We start from the raw sequence: 15,773 nt of genomic DNA, 5'->3' as shown, positions 1-15,773 counted from the left end.
GGAACGCCGAGAGGGTCTTGTGCCGGCCGGGATGTCGTAGGGGTCTGGGACGATGGTGGGCATGTCGGGTTGGGTCGTGGTGGACGTCGAGACGTCGGGGATGACGCCGGCGGTCGACCGGGTGTTGTCGGTGGCCGCCGTGGTGATGGGTGACGACGGCGAGGTGGTCGAGGAGTTCGCGACCCTGCTCAACCCCGGGGTGGACCCGGGGCCCGTCCACGTGCACGGCCTCACCCCGGCCCTCCTCGCCGGCAAACCACGCTTCCCGGACGTGGCCGCGGAGTTGGACCGGGTGCTCGACGGGAGGACGGTCGTCGCCCACAACGCCGCCTTCGACGCGTCGTTCCTCGCGGCCGAGGCCCGCCGGGCAGGACTCCCGGCGCCGCTCGAGCGGTTCCTGTGCACCCTGGACTTCGCCGGTCGGCTGCACCTGTCCACCGCCGACCTCAAACTGTCGACGCTCGCCGCCCACTTCGGGGTGGTGCAGCGGGCCGCGCACGACGCCCACGATGACGCCCTCGTGTTGGCCGGGGTGTTCGCCGGACTGCTCGAGGTGGCCGCCGCGAAGGGCGTGCGCCCCTCGGTCCGCGAACTCGACGCCATGGTGGCCCACCCCGAGACCGGGTATCTGGTGTCCACGGTGTGGGCGGATGCCCTCGCCGCACCCAGGCTGTGGCGGCCGGCCGGGAGGCTGAAGCGCGGCGGCGGGCTGGTGCAGGGCATGGAGGTGGTCTTCACGCAGGACGTGGATCGCGACCCGGAGGAGATCGTCTCCCTCGTCGTCGACGCCGGTCTCTACGTGGCCGACCGCATCTCGTCTCGCACCTCACTCGCGGTGTGCGACGCACCCGGCGCGGTGCGCGGACGCACCGCGTTCGCGCGGAAGAAGGGGCTCGAGCTGGTGCCGTACGCCCGGTTCGAGGAGATGCTCGCCGACGTCGCCCCCGGCCGGCCCGTCGCCGGCGCCCAGGCCGTGGACAGTGCGCAGGAGGCGCTCTTCTGACGGCGTCGGTCTACGCACCGGGCGACGGCGGCCGCAGCAGCTGATTCCGCATCGTGGAGCGCTCGTCCGGGAGGGCGGCGCGGAACTGACATGATGGCCGTGGACAACGCCGTCGACCACAGGAGTACTTCCCCGTGCCCGCACCCCAGAACGCCGCCGCCCGAGAGGTCTACGAGAAGGAACGTGCCCACGTCCTGGCCCCGTGGTCGGCCTGGGGCACGACCGATCCGATGGTCGTCACCGCCGCCGAGGGCTGCCATCTGACCGACGGCGACGGGAACCGCCTCCTCGACTTCACGTCCCAGCTGGTCAACACCAATATCGGCCACCAGCATCCGGTGGTCGTCAAGGCGATCCAGGACCAGGCCGCCGAGCTGTGCACCATCAACCCGGCGCACGCCAACGCCGCCCGCGCCGAGGCCGCCCGCCTCGTCGCCGAGGTCGCGCCCGCCGGGATGAACCGCGTGTTCTTCACCAACGCCGGCACCGAGGCCGTCGAGCACGCCGTCCGCATGGCCCGCCGCCACACCGGCCGGCACAAGACCCTCTCGGCGTTCCGCAGTTACCACGGCGCCACCACCACCTCGATGAACCTCACGGGCGACACGCGCCGCTGGGCCAACGACCTCGGCAACACCGGCGCCGTGCACTTCCACGCCCCGTTCCTGTACCGCTCGCAGTTCTACGCGGAGAACTCCAAGCAGGAATGCGACCGTGCGCTCGAGCATCTGGACTCGCTCATCGGGCTCGAGGGGCCCGACCACTTCGCCGCGCTCATCATCGAGTCGGTGCCCGGCACCGTCGGCATCATGGTCCCGCCGGCCGACTACCTCCGTGGCGTGCGTGAGATCTGCGACAAGTACGGGATCGTCATGATCTGCGACGAGGTCATGTCCGGGTTCGGCCGCACCGGCGAGTGGCTGGCCCTCGACAACTTCCGGTCCGGCGACGACGACTGGGCACCCGACCTCATCACCTTCGCCAAGGGCTCCAACTCCGGGTACGTCCCGCTCGGCGGCGTCATCCTCCACGACCGGATTGCCGCGTCGTTCGAGACCACGCCGTACACCGGCGGCCTCACCTACGCCGGACACCCGCTGGCCTGCGCGTCGGTCGTCGCGACCATCAACCTCATGCGCGACGAGAAGATCGTCGAGAACGCGAAGATGATCGGCGAGGACGTGATCGGTCCGCGCCTGCGCGAACTCGCCGAGAAGCACCCGTCGATCGGTGAGGTCCGCGGCCTCGGCGTGTTCTGGGCGGTGGAGATGGTGGCCGACCGCGAGACGCGCGAGCCCCTCGCCCCCTACGGTGGATCATCGGAGGCCATGGCCCGCACGTTCGGAGCGGCGAAGAAGGACGGCCTGCTGCTGTTCATGAACTACAACCGCTTCCACGTGGTGCCGCCGTGCATCATCACCCCCGACGAGGCCCACGAGGGGCTGGACATCTTCGACCGCGCGCTCGACGTGGCCGATGAGTATGTGAGGAGCTGACTCTTCCGATGGCGCTGGTACTGCGGCTGATCGTCAACGCCGTCGCCCTGTGGGTGGCGACCCTGATCGTGCCGGGGATCTCCCTGTACGAACCCGCTGCGGACGCCGGGACCGCCGCCGGCAGCGCAGACAACGAGGTGAGCGTGCCGACCATCGCCGCGCTGCTCATCGTGGCCGTGGTGTTCACCCTGATCAACGCGGTGGTCAAGCCGATCGTGCAGTTGCTCTCGTTGCCGCTGACCATCCTCACGCTGGGGCTGTTCCTGCTGGTGGTCAACGCGCTGATGCTCATGATCACCGGGTGGATCACCACGACGTTCCAGCCTTTCGGAGCGCAGTACGTGGTGAGCGGGTTCTGGGCGGCCTTCTTCGGCGCGATCGTGATCGGCCTGGTCAACTGGGTGCTCGGCATGCTGATCCCCTCGCGCGCCCGCGACTGAGCAGTCTGACCCCGCGAGCAGTCTGACCCCGCGAGCCGTCTGGCCCCGCGAGCAGCCTGACCCTGCGAGCCGTCACTCCGGCACCTTCCAGCGGATCCCCACCTGGGGAAACGCTGACCGGAGTGACGGCTCGCTCGTCGGTGTGGCGGACCCGGCGGTCAGCTCACCCCTCGGCGGTGTACTGCCTCGGGAGCGACAGTCCCCGCTCGGCCATGAGGTCCCGCAGCAGGTTCGGGTAGTCGGTGATGATCCCGTCGACGCCGACGTCCATGAGGTACTCCATGGTCGGCACGTTGTTCACCGTCCACGGGATAATCTCCAGCCCGTGCGCATGGGCCCTGTCGACCATGTCCCGGGTGACGTACGGCCGGCAGGTGTTCACACCGACAGTGCAGCCCTGGTCCGGGTGCGTGGCGACCGGTGAGTATGCGACGACGCCGTCGATGGACGCCGCGGCGGCGACGCCGTCACCGTCGAAGTCCGCGATGTCGATCCCGCCGAGCCACGGAGAGGGCGTCTCGGCGCCGATGCCGAGGAAGTCGTGGTTCGTCAGGGCGACGAGCGGCAGGCCCGGGGCGAGCTCGTGCATGGCCATCAGCGCACCCCAGTCGAACGACTGGATGGTGATCTGGTGCTCGAGGCCCGACGCCGCGATCTCCCGGTGGACGGCCGAGACGAACTCCTCGCGCGGCGCGGTCTCGGACGGGGCGCCGGCCTCGACCTTCGTCTCGATGTTCATCCGCACCCCGTCCGGCCCGTCGGCCCCGTGAGCCTTGACCAGGTCGAAGAGCTCGGAGAGGAGCATCATCTGCTGGCCCGGGTGGGTCTGCTGATCGGGGTACCCGGGGCGCCGGATCGACCCGCAGTCCAGGGTCCGGACCTGCGCGAGGGTCAGTTCGTGGATGTAGTTGTCCATGTACGGGAACAGGGGGTCGCCGGCCGTGACGGGCTCGGTGTCCTGGCAGACGTCCGTCCGGGGGCGACGGTCGTGCGTGACCACGACCTCGCCGTCGGCGGTGACCTGGGTATCCAGTTCCAGAGTGGTCACGCCCAGCTCAAGTGCGTGGGAGAACGCCTGCGGGGAGCTCTCCACGTGGAGGCCCACGCCGCCCCGGTGGGCCTGGAGATCGAACTCGCCCTCGCTCGGGTCCAGCGAGCCGACGACGTCGAGCGACCCCAGCGGGCCGCCGGCGCCGAGCGAGCCGGTCGGCGCCGCCGAGACGGTGACGGACGCGGTGAGGAGACAGCCGAGCGCGGTGGCTCCGACCGTGGACAGGGCACGTGTGCTGCGCATATGGGGAACCTCGTGGGGTGTGGGCTGGCTACCCGGGGTATCCGGGCGCTTCTTGCCGGTGTGACGCTAGACGGCGTCGCCCACGGTCGGTTCACCGACGAGTGAACACGGGGTGTCGACTGAGATAGCCCTTCGCGCAGGGGGAATTACGTGTGCAGTCGTGCGGCCGTGACTTACTCCGCGACCGGCCGTCGCTCCCTCGTTGATCGCCCTCGACGTCCCGCCCCCACGAGAAGAGCGTCCCGAACACGTTTCCCGGGTGCGGGTGTCCGGAACGCTCTTGTCGTCGCGGAGGCGGGGCCGCGGACGTCAGGAACCGAACGCCGCCGAGGAGACGGCGGTCGGGGCCCAGCCCCGCGCGGCCTGGTCGCGGATGAACTGCATCTGCGGGTAGAAGGAGTTGCCCGGGCATGCCGTGCCGCCCCAGTCGCGGTGACCCGAGACCGCCATGATCGGTCGCGTCGCGCCGCCCTGCGGATTGCGATAGGTGATGCCCGCCCGCGGGTTGATGCCCGTGGCATTGCACAGGGCACGCACGCAGTCGATGGTCGCGCCCACGGCGGCGGCGGTCGGCGGGGCGCCGGTGAAGTCGCCCAGCAGGCTGATGCCGATATTGCCGTTGTTGACGCCGCCGACGTGTCCGGCGGTGACGACCGGGGGAGCGATGCCCGCGACGGGCGGGACCTGGAACACCGGGTTGCCCACCGGTGTGCCGCCGCGGCCCTGGTAGATCCGGCCCTCGGGATCGATGATCAGGTGGTACCCGACATCGCCCCAGCCCAGGGTGTTGGCGTGGTAGTTGTAGATCGCCCGCACGCTGGCGGCACGGTCCGGCCCGGGAAGGACCGCGGTGTGGTGGATGGTGATGGACTGCGCGGGGAAGTAGGTCGGCGCCCACCGGAATCCGGAGACGTCGCCGGCGCCCCACGCGGCACGCGGGATCACCGGCAGGCCGGCCAAGCCGATGCTGCCGAGGCTGTAGTTGCGCGGGGTTCCCCGGCCGTCGTCGAAGACGGTGGCCTCGGAGCCCGCGGGGGCGTCCACCTCGTAGCCGACGGCGCCGTCGGGCGCGGCGACGAGCTCCGCGGCGGGCGTGCTGCCGGCGTCCGGCGCGGAATCCATGGCCTCGAGCGGCAGCCAGTCGCCGACGGAGCCGTCGGGGAACGCGAACCGGATGCGGCCGGCGATCTCCTCCGGGCTCGGGAAGGTGACGCCCACGAAGCCGAGCGGTCCGTTCGGCTGAATCATGCCGCTGCCGGTGGAGATCGACTGCATGAGGTCCTGGGCCACGCCGAGGGAACCGGTGGTGAACGGATCGGCCCCGGCTACGGGGCCGCGGACGGAGGTGGCGACGGCGGCGCCCACGCCGACCGATGCGGCGGTGAGGAATCCACGGCGGGTCACGGACATAACGGCTCCAGACAGACGGGTACGGAAGGCGACGCCGTACCTATCGGCGCGACCCGACGCCACATTACGCGTTTGTTGTGATCGAATCGAGACCATCGTTACCGGAGTGATACATGTGAAGGATGAGGTTCAGGAGGCGTCGTACGCAGGCTTACGAGAAGACCGTTCCGCACACCGCCACTCGGGCGATGTCTGCGGAACGGTCTTGTCGATGGGGGACTGCCGGGCGCGCCGAAGCCGCCCAGCCCGTCAGGGGGCCCAGGTGCGCGCGCCCTCGACCGAACCCACGGCCTCGGCGCTCTCGGCCTCGTCGGCGTACGCACGGTTCACAGCGGAGACCACGGCGCGCAGGGATGCGGTGGTGATGGAACCGGCCCGGCCGACACCCCAGAAGACCCGGTTGCCGAACTGCACCTCGACGTAGGCGGCTGCGGTCGCGTCGTCCCCGGCGGTCATCGCGTGCTCCGAGTAGTCGAGGATGCGTACCTCGTCGTCGAACATCTCGTTCAGGGCGGCGACGAACGCCGCCAGGGGGCCGTTACCGGACCCCGTCAGCTCCCGCGTCTCGCCCTTCCACTTGATGACGGCCTCGATGAAGTCCTCACCGTCGTCGGTCTCGGCCGGCGAGAGCACCTGGGACATGCGCTCCATGGGTGAGATGCGGTCCAGGTACTCGAGGGAGAAGATGTCCCACATGGCCTTGGGCGTGACCTCGCCGCCCTCGGAGTCGGTGACGTTCTGGACGATCTGTGAGAATTCCATCTGCAGGCGCCGCGGCAGCTGCAGGCCGTAGTCGCTCTTCATGATGTAGGCGACGCCGCCCTTGCCGGACTGCGAGTTCACGCGGATGACGGCCTCGTAGGTGCGGCCCTCGTCCTTCGGGTCGACGGGCAGGTACGGGACCTCCCACGTGATGTCGGTGATGTCCTCGCCGCGGGCGTCGGCCTCGGCCTGCAGGGCGTCGAAGCCCTTGTTGATGGCGTCCTGGTGCGAGCCGGAGAACGCGGTGAAGACCAGGTCGCCGCCGTAGGGGTGACGCTCGGGGACGGGCAGCTGGTTGGCGTACTCGACCGTGCGGCGGATCTCGTCCATGTCGGAGAAGTTGATCTGCGGGTCGACGCCGCGGGTGAGCATGTTCATGCCCAGGGTCACCAGGCACACGTTGCCCGTGCGCTCGCCGTTGCCGAACAGGCAGCCCTCGATGCGGTCGGCGCCGGCCTGGAAGGCCAGCTCGGCGGCGGCCACGCCGGTGCCGCGGTCGTTGTGCGGGTGCAGCGACAGGATGGTCGAGTCGCGGTGTGCCAGATTGCGGTGCATCCACTCGATCTGGTCGGCGTAGACGTTGGGCGTGGCCATCTCGACCGTCGCCGGCAGGTTGATGATGATCGGGTTCTCCGGCGTCGCGCCCACGATCTCGGTGACCGCGTCGCAGACCTCCTTGGAGAAGGCCAGCTCGGTGCCGGTGAACGACTCGGGGGAGTACTCCCAGCGCCAGTTGGTGTCGGGGTAGTCCTTCGCGATCGACGTGACCAGCTCGGCGGCGTCGGTGGCGATCTTCTTGATGGCGTCGCGGTCCTTACGGAAGACGACCTTGCGCTGGAGGATCGACGTGGAGTTGTAGAAGTGCACGATCACGTCGGACGCGCCCTCGCACGCCTCGAAGGTGCGGCGGATGAGGTCCTCGCGGCACTGGACCAGCACCTGGATGGTGACGTCGGAGGGGATCGCGGCGTCCTCGATGATTTCGCGGACGAAGTCGTAGTCCGTCTGCGAGGCGGACGGGAAGCCGACCTCGATCTCCTTGTAGCCCATGCGCACCAGCAGGTCGAACATGCGGCGCTTGCGCGCGGGGCTCATGGGGTCGATCAGGGCCTGGTTGCCGTCGCGCAGGTCCACGGCGCACCACTGGGGGGCGTGGGTGATGACCTCGTCTGGCCAGGTGCGGTCGGGCAGCGAGACGTCCTCGACCTCCTCGGCGAACGGCCGGTACCGGTGCCACGGCATGGAGGAGCCGCGCTGTTTGTTCCACGACGGCTGGTCGGGGCGGCCGGGCTTGGAGGGGGGCGTCAGGGTCGACGACGACGAGACGAAGGCATCAGCGGGATTCATCGTAGGGGCTCAACTTCCGTGGAGTTCGATCGTTTCAGGATCGGACCGGCGCGACGAGATCCCGCGACGGGGAGCCGGTCCGCTCTAGCGGGCCCCGCCGCGGCATCCAAGAAGGAGCACGCGCTGCATGCAGGTCACCATACACCTTCCCGCCAGACGTCACGGAATCGGAATGACGAAGGTGGTGGGGCCGGCGGTGACGTCGTTCGGGGTGCGCAGAGGGGAGCCGGGGCACAGGTCCCGGACGTCGTCGTCGTGCATCGATCCCCAGACGCGTCGACAGCCGGCTTCCTCGGCCACCGAGACGGCCTTTTCGACGAGCCGGTGCGCGATGCCCTGGCGGCGCAGGTCCTCGCGGACGCGGATGCCGTAGACGAACAGGTCGGGGCTGTCTCCCAGGTGGCCGGTCTCCACGGCGACGAGCATCGCCACCGGGACCCCGTCGTGGAGGGCCATCAGGAGCAGGTTCGAGCCGCGGTCGAGGAAGTCCTGCGTCCACTCGGCGGTGGGCGGGGAGTCGAACAGGTCGCCCGCGGACAGCACGAGGTCCAGGTCTGCGCGCGAGGCGCGACGGATCACGAGCTCCGGCGGGGTCATTTCTCCAGTGTGGCAAATAGCGCCGCGGTTCGGCACGGGCGCGGCCCCGGGGCACGTCGCGGGCTCGGGGCGGCGGGTCGGTCGGCGCATCTGTCGGCGTCTCGTGTGGGGGAGGGGCCCGCTGTCACCGGTGGGTGATCATCCAGTCGATCCACCCGTTCTGGGCCGGGATCGATTCGTACCACGCGGGGTTGGTCCCGTTCGGCTGGCGGCGACCGTGGTCGGAGCCGGAGTGGATGCCGACGAGGCGGTCGCCCTGGAAGACGGGCCCGCCCGAGTCGCCGAGGCCGTAGCCGCCCTCGATGGTGTGCGAGCGGCCGATCCGGGAGCCGCCGCGGGGTTCCATCCGGTCGAGGCGGGTGAGCCCGGTGCGCAGGTCGGCCGAGCGCAGGCCGCGGGGGGTGGTCTCGCCGAAGCCGTGGAAGCGCAGGACGGCGCCCGGGGCGGGGTCGACGCCGGCGCGCAGGACGGACGGCGACGGCGCGGGGTGGCGGAGCTTGATGAGCATGAAGTCCCCGGCGGGGGCCTTGTAGACGGCTTCCGGGGTGTGACGGCCGAAGCTGCCGGTGTCGAGGGAACCGAAGGCGCCGACGACCTGCGGGGTGGCGAGCGGGGCGGTGGTGGCGAAGCCGCCCGGCACGGTGGCCCAGTTGCCGAACCCGAGGGTGTAGGCGTTGGGGTCGGTGGGGCCGCAGTGGGCGGCGGTGGCGACCCAGCGCGGGTGGACGACGACTCCCGAGCAGGGCGCGCCGAGCACGCCGCCGAAGGTGGTGATCTGCACTGCCCACGGCGCCGGGCCCGAGGGTGCGCCGCCGACCACGGCGCCGGCGGTGGGGGCCGTGACCGCGAGCGTGGCGGCGACCGTCCCGACGGCCGCGCCGATCGCCGAGAGAAGCCGACCCGTGTGACGTGTGAGGCGCATGTGATTCAGCTTAGGCGATCGGGAGGCGAGGTCGGGCCGCTCGGCGAGAGTGCTCATGGCAGGAAAATCGCGTCCGCCGGTGCCCGCGTTACCGCGAGGGCGGTTCGGGGCGCGTGTCGGGGGGTATCACCGACGGTGTCCCGGACGGGGTCTCGGCCGCCGTCCCCGGCGGCGTGCCCGACGCTGCCTCCGACGTGTCCGCCGACGCGCCCGACCCGTTCACCGACCCGTCAACTGACGGCGCCGGGTCGACCTCCTTGTGCGCGAGCCGTACCGTCGCGACGACCATGACGATGAGCGTGGCTGCGAGGATCGCCAGCTCGGGTCCGTCGACCGCGAACCATTCGCCGAGGACCACCACGCCGAGCGCGAGCGAGACCACCGGCGTGGTGACGGTCGATGCGGGCACGGCCTGGTGGACGGCGCCGACGGAGAACGACATCTGTTGCAGCGTCAGGGCGACGACGGCGGCCACGACGAGCCCGTACACCTCGCCGGTGGTGGCCACGAGCAGCGGTCCGCCCTCGTAGAACCGGTCGGCGACGCCCTTGGTGAGGAGCGCGACGTAGGCGAACGCGGTGCCGCCGGCCACGCCCAGCAGCAGGGCACGGTTGCCGTCGGCGCGGAGCGTGCGGGAGAGACGGAGGAGGACGACGACGACGAGGACGCCCGCCGCACAGGCCAGTGCCCACTGCCACCAGGGCGGATGTGCCTCGCCCCCGGTGGGCCGGCCGTAGATCACCAGCACGACCACGCATCCCGCCAGGACGTGCCCCCAGAACAGTTCGGTCTTGGTGACCCGCCGCCCGGTCACCCACGCGCCCAACGGGAGGGCGAAGGTGAGTGAGAGGACGGTGATCGTCTGGACCAGGATGAGCGAGCCGTAGATCAGCGCCAGCCCCTGGAACACGAAGCCGGCGAGGCTGATGGCCATGCCGGTCCACCAGTATCGGCTGGTGAGGATGTGGAAGTCACCCTCGCGTCGACCCCTCGCGCGGCGCGGTGAACGGTGCCGCATCACGGTGCCGAAGGCCTGGCTGAGGGCGGAGGCGAGGGCGAGGAGTACTGCCGCCCAGGTTTCAGTCATCACTCATGAGTAAACACCTCCCGTAAAGTGGGTCTGCGTTAAGCCGATCAACACCGGAAGGGTGTGACCGCGTGGCACTCGTAGTGCAGAAGTACGGCGGCTCCTCCGTGGAGTCCGCAGAACGGATCCGTCGGGTGGCCGAACGGATCGTGGAGACCAGGAAGGCGGGCAACGACGTCGTGGTCGTGGCCTCGGCCATGGGCGACACGACCGACGAGCTGCTGGATCTGGCCGACCAGGTCTGTCCCTCGCCGCCGCAGCGCGAGATGGACATGCTGCTGACGTCGGGTGAGCGCATCTCCAACGCGCTGCTCGCGATGGCCATCAGCTCGTTCGGGATGGAGGCCTACTCGTTCACCGGGTCGCAGGCCGGCATCATCACCACCACCAGACACGGCAACAGCCGGATCATCGACATCACCCCGGGCCGTGTCCGCGAGGCGCTCGACCAGGGCAAGATCGCGCTGGTCGCGGGCTTCCAGGGCGTGTCGCGTGAGACGCGCGACGTCACCACCCTCGGTCGCGGCGGCTCCGACACCACGGCGGTCGCGATGGCCGCGGCGCTGGGCGCGGACGTGTGCGAGATCTACTCGGACGTCGACGGCATCTACACCTCCGATCCGCGGATCGTCCCGAACGCCCGCAAGCTCGACACCATCTCGTACGAGGAGATGCTCGAGATGGCGGCGGTCGGCTCCAAGATCCTCAACCTGCGCAGCGTCGAGTTCGCCCGCCGCTACCACGTGCCGCTGCGCGTCCGCTCTTCGTATTCGACCAACCCGGGCACGCTCGTGGCCGGAAAAGTGGAGGACATCCCCGTGGAAGACGCAGTCCTGACCGGAGTCGCTCACGACGCCTCGGAGGCCAAGATCACGGTGGTCGGCATCCCCGACCAGCCGGGGTACGCGGCCAAGATCTTCCGCGTCGTCGCCGATGCCGAGATCAACATCGACATGGTCCTGCAGAACGTCTCCAAGGCCGAGGGCAGGACCGACATCACCTTCACCTGCCCGCGCGAGGTCGGCGCCAAGGCGGTCGAGGTGCTGTCCAAGGCCAAGGACGAGCTGGGCATCGACCAGGTGCTCTACGACGACAACGTCGGCAAGGTCTCCCTCGTCGGCGCGGGCATGAAGTCGCACCCGGGGGTCACGGCGACGTTCTGCGAGTCGCTGTCCGAGGCGGGCGTGAACATCGAGCTCATCTCCACCTCGGAGATCCGCATCTCGGCGCTGGTCCGCGAGGATGAGCTCGCCGACAGCGTCCGCGCCCTCCACGCGGCGTTCGAGCTGGGCGGCGAGGAAGAGGCGCAGGTCTACGCCGGCACCGGCCGCTGACCCGCCCCTCCCCGCCCCGTCGAGAAGAGCGTTTCGCCCGGGCCTATCCGGGGTGGTCTCTAGGAGTGTTCGGAACGCGGGACCGTGCTGCGTCATGCCCCGCTGGCGCCGGGGCGTGCTCAGCGCCGCCGCGATACCTCGGCGGCCAGGGCCTCGTTCATCCGGTCGAACATAGGGAGAGTCGTCTCGCGGATCGAGCCGATCATCGGCGGCACCGCGATTCCGGAGAACCGTTCCTCCTGGTGCAGGACCACCCGGCCGTCGCCGGCGGGCTCGATGGTGAACCAGTGCTCGCCGTCGAAGATCCCCGGCAACATCACCGAGCCCTTCCACCGCAGCTCCCGGCCGGGCTCGACGGTTAGGATCGTCGGCGTGAACGTCATGCTCCCGCCGTTGGTGTCGATCAGCTCGTTGGTCAACGTCCCGCCCTCGACCAGGTCGCCGGCGGAGGAGACGATGAAGGGATTCCACCGCGGGTACGACTCGCGGTCGGCAAGGACGGCCCACACCTCGTCAGCAGTGGCCTCGATCTCCAGGGCCGAGCTCATCTCGTAGTCGCGGGACACCGCCCAGATCGAGTACGCGACGGCCGGAAGCAGCACCGCCGTGGCGGCGATGGCGGTGTAGCGCAGGATCGGGCGTCGGCGTCTTGCGGCCTTGGCCATGGTCGTGTCCCCCTCGGGTGTCGGTGCCGCCGGGCGGCGACGCGGCCCACGGTAACCGTGCGGACTCACCGCCGTCTCGCCGCTCACTTTCGAATGGCTAAACGCGCACTCGGCGGCACTGTCCTCACGCTTTCAGCGCGTTCCGCCGTCTGATCGAGGCGTTGGACGTGTGCAGCCGACTCCGGACCACGCTCAGGGAGGAGTTCGGGGTGGAGCCCAGCCGGGGCCACGCAGGGGTATCACGCGGCCCTCGGCTGACGGACAGTCCGGAACCTGCCCGCTCCGTCCTGTCCCCTCCCGGCCGGCGGTGACGCACGACTCTCGACCGAAACGCCACGGGCGGTAGCATGGGCGTTTGCCGGTCGCCCGTGCCCGGACGGAGATCCCGTCCGCGGGAGCCGGTCCCGAGATCTTCAAGGAGTTGATCCCCTCTCATGACCACTGTCGCCGTCGTCGGAGCCACGGGCCAGGTCGGGCGCGTGATGCGCACCCTGCTCGAGGAGCGGAACTTCCCGGCGGACGAAGTGCGGTTCTTCGCCTCTGCCCGCTCGGCTGGCACCACGCTGCCGTTCCGGGGCGAGGAGATCGTGGTCGAGGACGTCGCCGCCACCAGCGACGAGGATCTCGAGGGCATCGACATCGCCCTGTTCTCGGCCGGTGGCACGCTGTCCAAGGCGCAGGCCCCTCGGTTCGCCGCGGCCGGCGCCGTGGTCGTCGACAACTCCAGTGCCTGGCGCAAGGACCCCGACGTTCCGCTCGTCGTCTCCGAGGTCAACCCCGACCAGACCGTCAACCCGCCCAAGGGGATCATCGCCAACCCCAACTGCACCACGATGGCCGCGATGCCGGTCCTCAAGGTGCTGCACGACGCGGCGGGGCTGAAGCGGCTCGTGGTGTCCACGTACCAGGCGGTGTCGGGCTCGGGGCTGGCTGGAGTGGCCACGCTCAACGACCAGGTGACCAACAACGTGGCGGCCGGGCACGAGCTGGTGCATGACGGCAGCGCGCTGCAGGCCGGTGAGACGGGTCCGTACGTGGCGCCGATCGCGTTCAACGTGGTGCCGCTGGCGGGTGCGATCGTGGACGATGGTTCCGAGGAGACGGACGAGGAGCAGAAGCTGCGCAACGAGTCGCGCAAGATCCTCGACATCCCGGGGCTGCCCGTGGCTGGCACCTGCGTGCGCGTGCCGGTGTACACGGGCCACACGCTGACCATCAACGCCGAGTTCGACGAGGACATCACGCCGGACCAGGCGCGCGAGCTGCTGTCTAAGGCGCCGGGAGTGAAGGTCGTGGACGTGCCGACGCCGCTCGAGGCCGCGGGCAGCGACGAGTCGCTGGTCGGTCGCATCCGTCAGGATCAGTCGATCGAGGGCAACAAGGGCCTCAACCTGGTGGTCTCTGGCGACAACCTGCGTAAAGGTGCGGCGCTGAACACCATCCAGATCGCGGAGCTGCTGGTCAAGTAGCGCATCTGCTGGTCGAGTGGCCAGACGCGGGCTGAACAGGTCAGGAGTGCAACGACGGCAAGGCCCCGCAGACGCACACAGGCGAGAGCCGCCGCCCGGTCACGCGGACCGAGCGGCGGCTCTCCTCTATCCGGGTTGACTCGGCCTACGTCAGCGACCGTCCGCCGTTCCCGGCCGGTCATCGCGATGCCCGCGGCCGCCGCGGTCCCCGGTCACGTCACCTTCGACGTCGATGTGCTCGGTACGGAGTTGATCGGACACGGTCTCGGTGTCGGTGACCTTCTCCTTGCCCACGTTGACGCGCTCGCGCTCGACGGTCTCCTTCTCCACCACCGGCCGCTCCTCGCGGAGGACTATCTCCTCATCGCGGTCGCCGTCGGCGGTCTCGTCGAGGCCGCCCTTACGAACCTTGCCCTCGACGTCCTCGCGCTCGACCACGAGCTTCTCTTTGGAGACCGGGACTTCGACTGTCTCCTTCTCGGTGGTCGTGTACTTGCGGAGCCGGACTCGCCCGACCTCCTCTTCGCGGGTTCCCACGTTGAGGCGTTCTTCGTGGGCGGTGACGGTCTCGGTGCCTTCGTGATCCCGATCGCCCCTGCGCCGATCGTCGGCTCCGGCGGCACCTGCTGTGCCGGCGGCTCCTGCGGCACCCGCTGCCCCCGCAGTGCCGGGAGCACGATCATCGCGGTCGCCCAAGTCGGTGGGTGTGCCGGTCCCGCCGCCGCGCCGACCTCCGTCTTCGAGTTGGTAGTGCTCGTACAGGCGATTCTCCTCGTCCGGGGAGAGGTGGCCGCCAGCGTCCACACGGGGCGCGTCCTTTACCTGGTCTTTGGCGTAGGTGACGTGGAGGTCGTCGCCCTCCATGCGTGCGCCCTGCAGTGGGACGAAGCTCTCGGACATTCCGAACAGTCCCGTCGAGACGGTCGCGAACTTGGGCTCGTCGCTGTCGTCATCGAGGTAGATCGTGCCGATCTTGCCGATCTTTTCACCAGCGTGGTCGTACGCGGTCGCGCCGGTGAGTCGATCCAGTGAATCCTTGCCGATCATTTCGGACTCCTTACGTCGTCGGATCGTGCCATTGACGACGTTAGGAGTCGCCATTGCCAGCCGCGACCGGAAGGTCGTCGTCGAACATTGCGGCCACCCCGAGGTGGTCACCTGTCCAAGGCTCTGGCCAGCATCACATCCGCTAAACGGGGGGTCCATAACGGTTGCACCTCAACGCGATAGGAGCTGCGACCCGGCCCGCCGATCTCGGCGGCGGCGCGATGCTCGCGATGGCCCACGACTACCGGGTGATGCGCGACGACCGCGGCATTACCGCGATGAGCACGGTCCACCGCTACCCCGGAGCCGAGGCGAAGGAGGCGGGCCTCGTCGACGACACCGCTGCGGAGTCCGACCTGACTTCCATAAGTTTTAGTGTCACTCTGCGTTGATCGCGTCGATGACGGCTCGTGCGGCGTCGGGGATTGTGGCTTCGACGAGCATTTCGTGGTCGCCGATGGCAACGGTGACGGTGCGCAGGGGCCGCAGGGTGGTGACGATCTTCTTGATCGACATGCCGGTGACGTCCTGAAGGTGCCGGGCCAGGAGCAGAAGCTGCGCAACGAGTCGCGCAAGATCCTCGGCCTGCCCGAGCTGCGGGTGGCCGGCACGTGCGTGCGCGTGCCCGTGTTCACCGGTCACACGCTGAGCATCAACGCCGAGTTCGAGAAGGACATCACGCCGGAGCAGGCCCGCGAGCTGCTGAGCAAGGCGGCCGGCGTGAAGGTCGTCGACGTGCCGACGCCGCTCGAGGCCGCGGGCATCGACGAGTCGCTGGTGGGCCGCATCCGCCAGGATCAATCGATCGAGGGCAACAAGGGCCTCAACCTCATGGTGGCGGGCGACAACCTGCGCAAGGGCGCGGCGCTCAACACCATCCAGATCGCGGAGCTGCTGGTC

At 69.6% G+C, this 15,773-nt stretch carries 15 protein-coding genes and 1 pseudogene; 7 read left to right on the top strand and 9 right to left on the bottom strand.

Annotated elements, in window-relative coordinates; translation table 11 throughout:
• Positions 1-61 precede the first annotated feature (61 nt).
• The 3 genes from HMPREF3086_RS11810 (at position 62) to HMPREF3086_RS11800 (ending at position 2,939) form a co-directional block, all read left to right on the top strand.
• The gene (locus tag HMPREF3086_RS11810) at positions 62-1,003 is read left to right on the top strand and encodes an exonuclease domain-containing protein (RefSeq protein WP_070722033.1); all 942 of its coding nucleotides are present in this window, start codon (positions 62-64) and stop codon (positions 1,001-1,003) included.
• Between the two features lie 134 nt (positions 1,004-1,137).
• On the top strand, positions 1,138-2,499 hold the full coding sequence (locus HMPREF3086_RS11805) for an aspartate aminotransferase family protein (protein WP_070722031.1): 1,362 nt from the start codon (positions 1,138-1,140) through the stop codon (positions 2,497-2,499).
• A gap of 8 nt (positions 2,500-2,507) precedes the next feature.
• The gene (locus HMPREF3086_RS11800; RefSeq protein ID WP_070722029.1) at positions 2,508-2,939 is read left to right on the top strand and encodes a phage holin family protein; all 432 of its coding nucleotides are present in this window, start codon (positions 2,508-2,510) and stop codon (positions 2,937-2,939) included.
• 163 nt (positions 2,940-3,102) lie between these two features.
• Here the strand turns inward: HMPREF3086_RS11800 and HMPREF3086_RS11795 are convergent, their stop codons facing one another.
• The 6 genes from HMPREF3086_RS11795 to HMPREF3086_RS11770 all read right to left on the bottom strand — a co-directional run bounded on the left by HMPREF3086_RS11795 (position 3,103) and on the right by HMPREF3086_RS11770 (position 10,358).
• Positions 3,103-4,233, bottom strand: a complete 1,131-nt coding sequence (locus HMPREF3086_RS11795; protein WP_083324421.1) for a glycerophosphodiester phosphodiesterase family protein — start codon at positions 4,231-4,233, stop codon at positions 3,103-3,105.
• A gap of 309 nt (positions 4,234-4,542) precedes the next feature.
• Positions 4,543-5,643, bottom strand: coding sequence for a peptidoglycan recognition protein family protein (locus tag HMPREF3086_RS11790; protein ID WP_070722026.1), 1,101 nt, complete (start codon positions 5,641-5,643; stop codon positions 4,543-4,545).
• Between the two features lie 249 nt (positions 5,644-5,892).
• A complete protein-coding gene (gene leuA / locus HMPREF3086_RS11785) occupies positions 5,893-7,752 on the bottom strand; it encodes a 2-isopropylmalate synthase (RefSeq protein ID WP_070722025.1) in 1,860 nt (619 codons plus the stop codon).
• A gap of 159 nt (positions 7,753-7,911) precedes the next feature.
• Positions 7,912-8,349 (bottom strand): GNAT family N-acetyltransferase, encoded by a 438-nt coding sequence (locus HMPREF3086_RS11780; protein ID WP_070722023.1) that lies wholly within the window; start codon positions 8,347-8,349, stop codon positions 7,912-7,914.
• A gap of 124 nt (positions 8,350-8,473) precedes the next feature.
• Positions 8,474-9,271, bottom strand: a complete 798-nt coding sequence (locus HMPREF3086_RS11775; RefSeq protein WP_082767814.1) for a trypsin-like serine protease — start codon at positions 9,269-9,271, stop codon at positions 8,474-8,476.
• 88 nt (positions 9,272-9,359) lie between these two features.
• Positions 9,360-10,358: a DMT family transporter gene (locus HMPREF3086_RS11770; protein ID WP_070722021.1), complete on the bottom strand. Its 999-nt coding sequence runs from the start codon at positions 10,356-10,358 to the stop codon at positions 9,360-9,362.
• A gap of 71 nt (positions 10,359-10,429) precedes the next feature.
• On the opposite strand from HMPREF3086_RS11770, the gene HMPREF3086_RS11765 reads away from it, so the two are divergent.
• On the top strand, positions 10,430-11,692 hold the full coding sequence (locus tag HMPREF3086_RS11765) for an aspartate kinase (RefSeq protein WP_061917062.1): 1,263 nt from the start codon (positions 10,430-10,432) through the stop codon (positions 11,690-11,692).
• A 119-nt stretch (positions 11,693-11,811) separates the two neighbouring features.
• On the opposite strand, the gene HMPREF3086_RS11760 is transcribed toward HMPREF3086_RS11765, so the two are convergent.
• Entirely contained in the window at positions 11,812-12,357 is a 546-nt protein-coding gene (locus HMPREF3086_RS11760) for an SRPBCC domain-containing protein (RefSeq protein ID WP_070722020.1), read from the bottom strand.
• Between the two features lie 434 nt (positions 12,358-12,791).
• Here HMPREF3086_RS11760 and HMPREF3086_RS11755 point away from each other — a divergent pair, with 434 nt between their 5' ends.
• Positions 12,792-13,826 (top strand): aspartate-semialdehyde dehydrogenase, encoded by a 1,035-nt coding sequence (locus HMPREF3086_RS11755; protein ID WP_070722018.1) that lies wholly within the window; start codon positions 12,792-12,794, stop codon positions 13,824-13,826.
• Positions 13,827-13,976: 150 nt separating this feature from the next.
• Here HMPREF3086_RS11755 and HMPREF3086_RS11750 read toward each other — a convergent pair whose 3' ends face one another.
• Positions 13,977-14,873 carry a YsnF/AvaK domain-containing protein gene (locus HMPREF3086_RS11750; RefSeq protein ID WP_070722016.1) on the bottom strand — a complete coding sequence of 299 codons (897 nt, stop codon included), beginning with the start codon at positions 14,871-14,873 and terminating at the stop codon, positions 13,977-13,979.
• A 164-nt stretch (positions 14,874-15,037) separates the two neighbouring features.
• On the opposite strand from HMPREF3086_RS11750, the gene HMPREF3086_RS19930 reads away from it, so the two are divergent.
• Complete coding sequence (locus HMPREF3086_RS19930) at positions 15,038-15,265, top strand: hypothetical protein (RefSeq protein WP_259897267.1); 228 nt, start codon at positions 15,038-15,040, stop codon at positions 15,263-15,265.
• Here HMPREF3086_RS19930 and HMPREF3086_RS18110 read toward each other — a convergent pair.
• On the bottom strand, positions 15,252-15,389 hold the full coding sequence (locus tag HMPREF3086_RS18110) for a hypothetical protein (RefSeq protein ID WP_246830978.1): 138 nt from the start codon (positions 15,387-15,389) through the stop codon (positions 15,252-15,254). The genes HMPREF3086_RS19930 and HMPREF3086_RS18110 overlap by 14 nt on opposite strands.
• Before the next feature lie 27 nt (positions 15,390-15,416).
• Between HMPREF3086_RS18110 and HMPREF3086_RS11745 the strand changes: the two are divergent.
• A pseudogene (locus tag HMPREF3086_RS11745) lies at positions 15,417-15,773 on the top strand (Asd/ArgC dimerization domain-containing protein); the annotation flags it as partial.

Source organism: Dietzia sp. HMSC21D01, from assembly GCF_001815995.1.
GTDB lineage: Bacteria > Actinomycetota > Actinomycetes > Mycobacteriales > Mycobacteriaceae > Dietzia > Dietzia cinnamea.
This window is presented reverse-complemented; position numbering and strand designations above follow the sequence as displayed.